The 2,456-nt window shown below is 57.4% G+C and carries 4 protein-coding genes and 1 pseudogene; 4 read left to right on the forward strand and 1 reads right to left on the reverse strand.

From position 1 onward, the window contains the following. Positions 1 to 103 precede the first annotated feature (103 nt). Positions 104 to 805: a transposase gene (locus N551_RS36055; RefSeq protein WP_245287828.1), complete on the forward strand. Its 702-nt coding sequence runs from the start codon at positions 104 to 106 to the stop codon at positions 803 to 805. A 31-nt stretch (positions 806 to 836) separates the two neighbouring features. Here N551_RS36055 and N551_RS39765 read toward each other — a convergent pair. Continuing rightward, a pseudogene (locus tag N551_RS39765) lies at positions 837 to 968 on the reverse strand (DUF3072 domain-containing protein); the annotation flags it as partial. Between the two features lie 27 nt (positions 969 to 995). Between N551_RS39765 and N551_RS0120565 the strand changes: the two are divergent. From N551_RS0120565 to N551_RS38285, 3 genes are read left to right on the forward strand one after another with little or no spacing between them, the layout of a single operon-like run. Beyond that, on the forward strand, positions 996 to 1,229 hold the full coding sequence (locus tag N551_RS0120565; RefSeq protein WP_027568482.1) for a hypothetical protein: 234 nt from the start codon (positions 996 to 998) through the stop codon (positions 1,227 to 1,229). After that, on the forward strand, positions 1,223 to 1,483 hold the full coding sequence (locus tag N551_RS39410; protein ID WP_051462879.1) for a hypothetical protein: 261 nt from the start codon (positions 1,223 to 1,225) through the stop codon (positions 1,481 to 1,483). Before N551_RS0120565 ends, N551_RS39410 begins: the two co-directional genes overlap by 7 nt. Continuing rightward, positions 1,455 to 1,925 carry a hypothetical protein gene (locus tag N551_RS38285; protein ID WP_155809846.1) on the forward strand — a complete coding sequence of 157 codons (471 nt, stop codon included), beginning with the start codon at positions 1,455 to 1,457 and terminating at the stop codon, positions 1,923 to 1,925. The genes N551_RS39410 and N551_RS38285 overlap by 29 nt, the downstream gene beginning before the upstream one ends. Positions 1,926 to 2,456 lie beyond the last annotated feature (531 nt).

The raw sequence follows: 2,456 nt of genomic DNA on the forward strand, positions 1-2,456 counted from the left end.
CCGAAGCCGAGCAACGCTACTACGCCATGCTGGAACAACCCGCGATGGCGGCATAACTTAAACCAAATGGCCTCCGGCAAACCCGGGGCGGTTCAGAGTTCCCATGAAGCAGTACGTCGGGCTGGACGTCTCACAGAGAGAAACCGCTGTGTGCGTTGTCAACGAGACCGGTCAAGTAATCTTCGAAGGAAAAGCCAAGTCTAATCCTGGTGCCTTGACTGACCTGCTTAGCAAACATGCGCCTCATGCCGAGCGTATCGGCTTCGAGACCGGTGCGATGGCGAGTTGGCTATGGCATGAACTCCGCAGGGTTGAGCTTCCGGTGGTCTGCATCGACGCTCGGCATGCGCACGCAGCTTTGTCGGTCCGAATGAACAAGAGCGATCAGAATGATGCGCGAGGCCTTGCCGAACTGGTGCGGGTTGGATGGTATCGAGAGGTCAAAGTCAAAAGTGAGGAAAGCCAGAAGATCCGAGCGATCCTTGTCGCCAGATCTCGGCTAGTGTCCATGCGCCGAGACATCGAGAACCAGGTTCGCAGCTTGATCAAGGAATGTGGATTGCTATTCCCTCGCGCGATCGGCCAACAGTTCCGCAACCAGGTCAGCGAACTCTTGGGCGCCGATCATTTGCTTCTCAGCGTGATATCGCCGCTGCTCTCGATCCACGAGAACGTTTGTCAGCAGCGCAGCGGAGTGCGGGCGAACCGCCACCAGCCGATTGACCGAGGTCACCACGACCACCGTCCCAGCGGGACATCGCCAGTCCGGCGGACCGGACCAGGAACTTGCGTTGCCCCAGTCTGACGGCTTCGAACTTGGCCCCGGAGAAAGGGCTTTCCTGGGCGCCGGTCATCGGGTCGTCGCCAGAAACCCACTCCTTGGGGTCTTTCTGAGTGTTGTCGGCCATGCCAAATCTCCTTTTCCACCCAACTTCGGAGTCGACTCGTTGTTCCTTTTTTGTTCTCATGCCGTCTTCCAATTCACGGGGCGGGACATGCCGGACATCAACTACATCCGGGGCGAGATCGAGCGCATGCGGGTACAGGTCGGGCGGCAGAGGAAGGAGATCCTCCAGCTCCAGAGAGCGGGTGTCGGGTCGTCCTCGGCGGAAGCCTTGCTCGCTCGAATGCTGGCCAAGATCGACACCCTTTGTGAGCAAAGGGACGCGCTCAAGAAGGCGGAGCCGCACCACAACAAGAGCAGGGTTCTCGGGGGCCGCAAATGGTGATGCCGCGGTACTTTTCCGACGAGCCTGAGCTGTCACCATTCCTGAAAGCTTTGGACGAAGTCCGCCGCCTGGCCACTCGGGAAGGATGGTGCCGCGCCCATGTCGAAGCCATCATGGTCTCGATCGACCAGTACGCCGAAGCCGCGACGGGAAATCGGGAGTATTTTCTGAACAAGCCCGATTCAATCGGTGGTAGTAGGAAGGGGGATATCCTGAGGGGGATGCATGGCGGCCGAAGTTGTAGGGCAAGTTAGTACCGTATCGACTGCCTGGGCGGTCTTCAGCGTAATCGGCGGTTCACTTATCGGCGCCGCTATCAGCGCAGGAATGACCTTCTTGACGCTGAGAAAGAATATTGCCGCTGCGAAGGCCAATCGCGACGAAGATAGGTTGGAGCTGCGCAAGGCTCGCGGCTACTCACTCTTCTTCAAGATGATTAGGCTGACTTCCGACCTTCATACTCTCGGGAACGCGGTCAAGGGCTGTCTTGCTGAAGCGAAAGAGGCTGGCTTCGATGGTCTCCCGTTTCAAGTTGTTCGCCCGATTGTGCCGTTACCCGACCCGGTCAAATTCGCGCCTGAAGAGATGGCGCTAGTTCTGTCGCTAGACTCAGGTCTGTTCAATGACATGGGTGCTGGACGAGCTTCACAAAAGCACCGTGGCCCTGTTCGATTTGTACAATACAGAACGCGCTAGAGTGTTGGAGCGGTTCGGTGCGAAGATGGATGGCGCGGTTGGGACTACCGGCCTCACCGAGCAGGAGAAGAACTGGTTCGAGCCACGAGCGTTTCAACTGAACCAGCTTGTATTGCTCATGCTTGAACGAACTGAGGTCGATGGCAAAGAGGCGTGGAGTGCGCTGGGAAAATTGCGCGCTACACTGGAGAAGAACTTCGACTTAAACCGAACGCAGATATCCAGACGTTCTTCAGCCGCAACCGGCTGCTTGAATTCTTAGCAAGACCTCCGGCCGGTAGTGAGAAAGTTTCTCGCCCTCACACTTCGGGCAAACTTTCGCCGAGGGAATTCCCCTGGCCGTCACGGTCGTAATTGCGATCATGCTTGCCGAGTTTATCGCAAATCAGATGCTTGGCTCGCCGGTTTCACTGGCTGTTGGGTTGATGGGCGGAGTTTGTCATTCGGCCTGCAATATTGACCCCCTAAGCCGGGGGATCGGCGTCCAAAATTGACCCCCTACAGGTTGGTCTGTTGCGCTGCCTGCTTCGT

The sequence above is a fragment of the Bradyrhizobium sp. URHA0013 genome (assembly GCF_000518345.1).
GTDB lineage: Bacteria > Pseudomonadota > Alphaproteobacteria > Rhizobiales > Xanthobacteraceae > Bradyrhizobium.

What these genes read in the sequence shown, in the direction of transcription:
- N551_RS36055 (WP_245287828.1), top strand. Translation starts at nt 104, where the DNA reads ATGAAGCAGTACGTCGGGCTGGACGTCTCACAGAGAGAAACCGCTGTG.
- N551_RS0120565 (WP_027568482.1), top strand. Translation starts at nt 996, where the DNA reads ATGCCGGACATCAACTACATCCGGGGCGAGATCGAGCGCATGCGGGTA.
- N551_RS39410 (WP_051462879.1), top strand. Translation starts at nt 1,223, where the DNA reads ATGGTGATGCCGCGGTACTTTTCCGACGAGCCTGAGCTGTCACCATTC.
- N551_RS38285 (WP_155809846.1), top strand. Translation starts at nt 1,455, where the DNA reads ATGGCGGCCGAAGTTGTAGGGCAAGTTAGTACCGTATCGACTGCCTGG.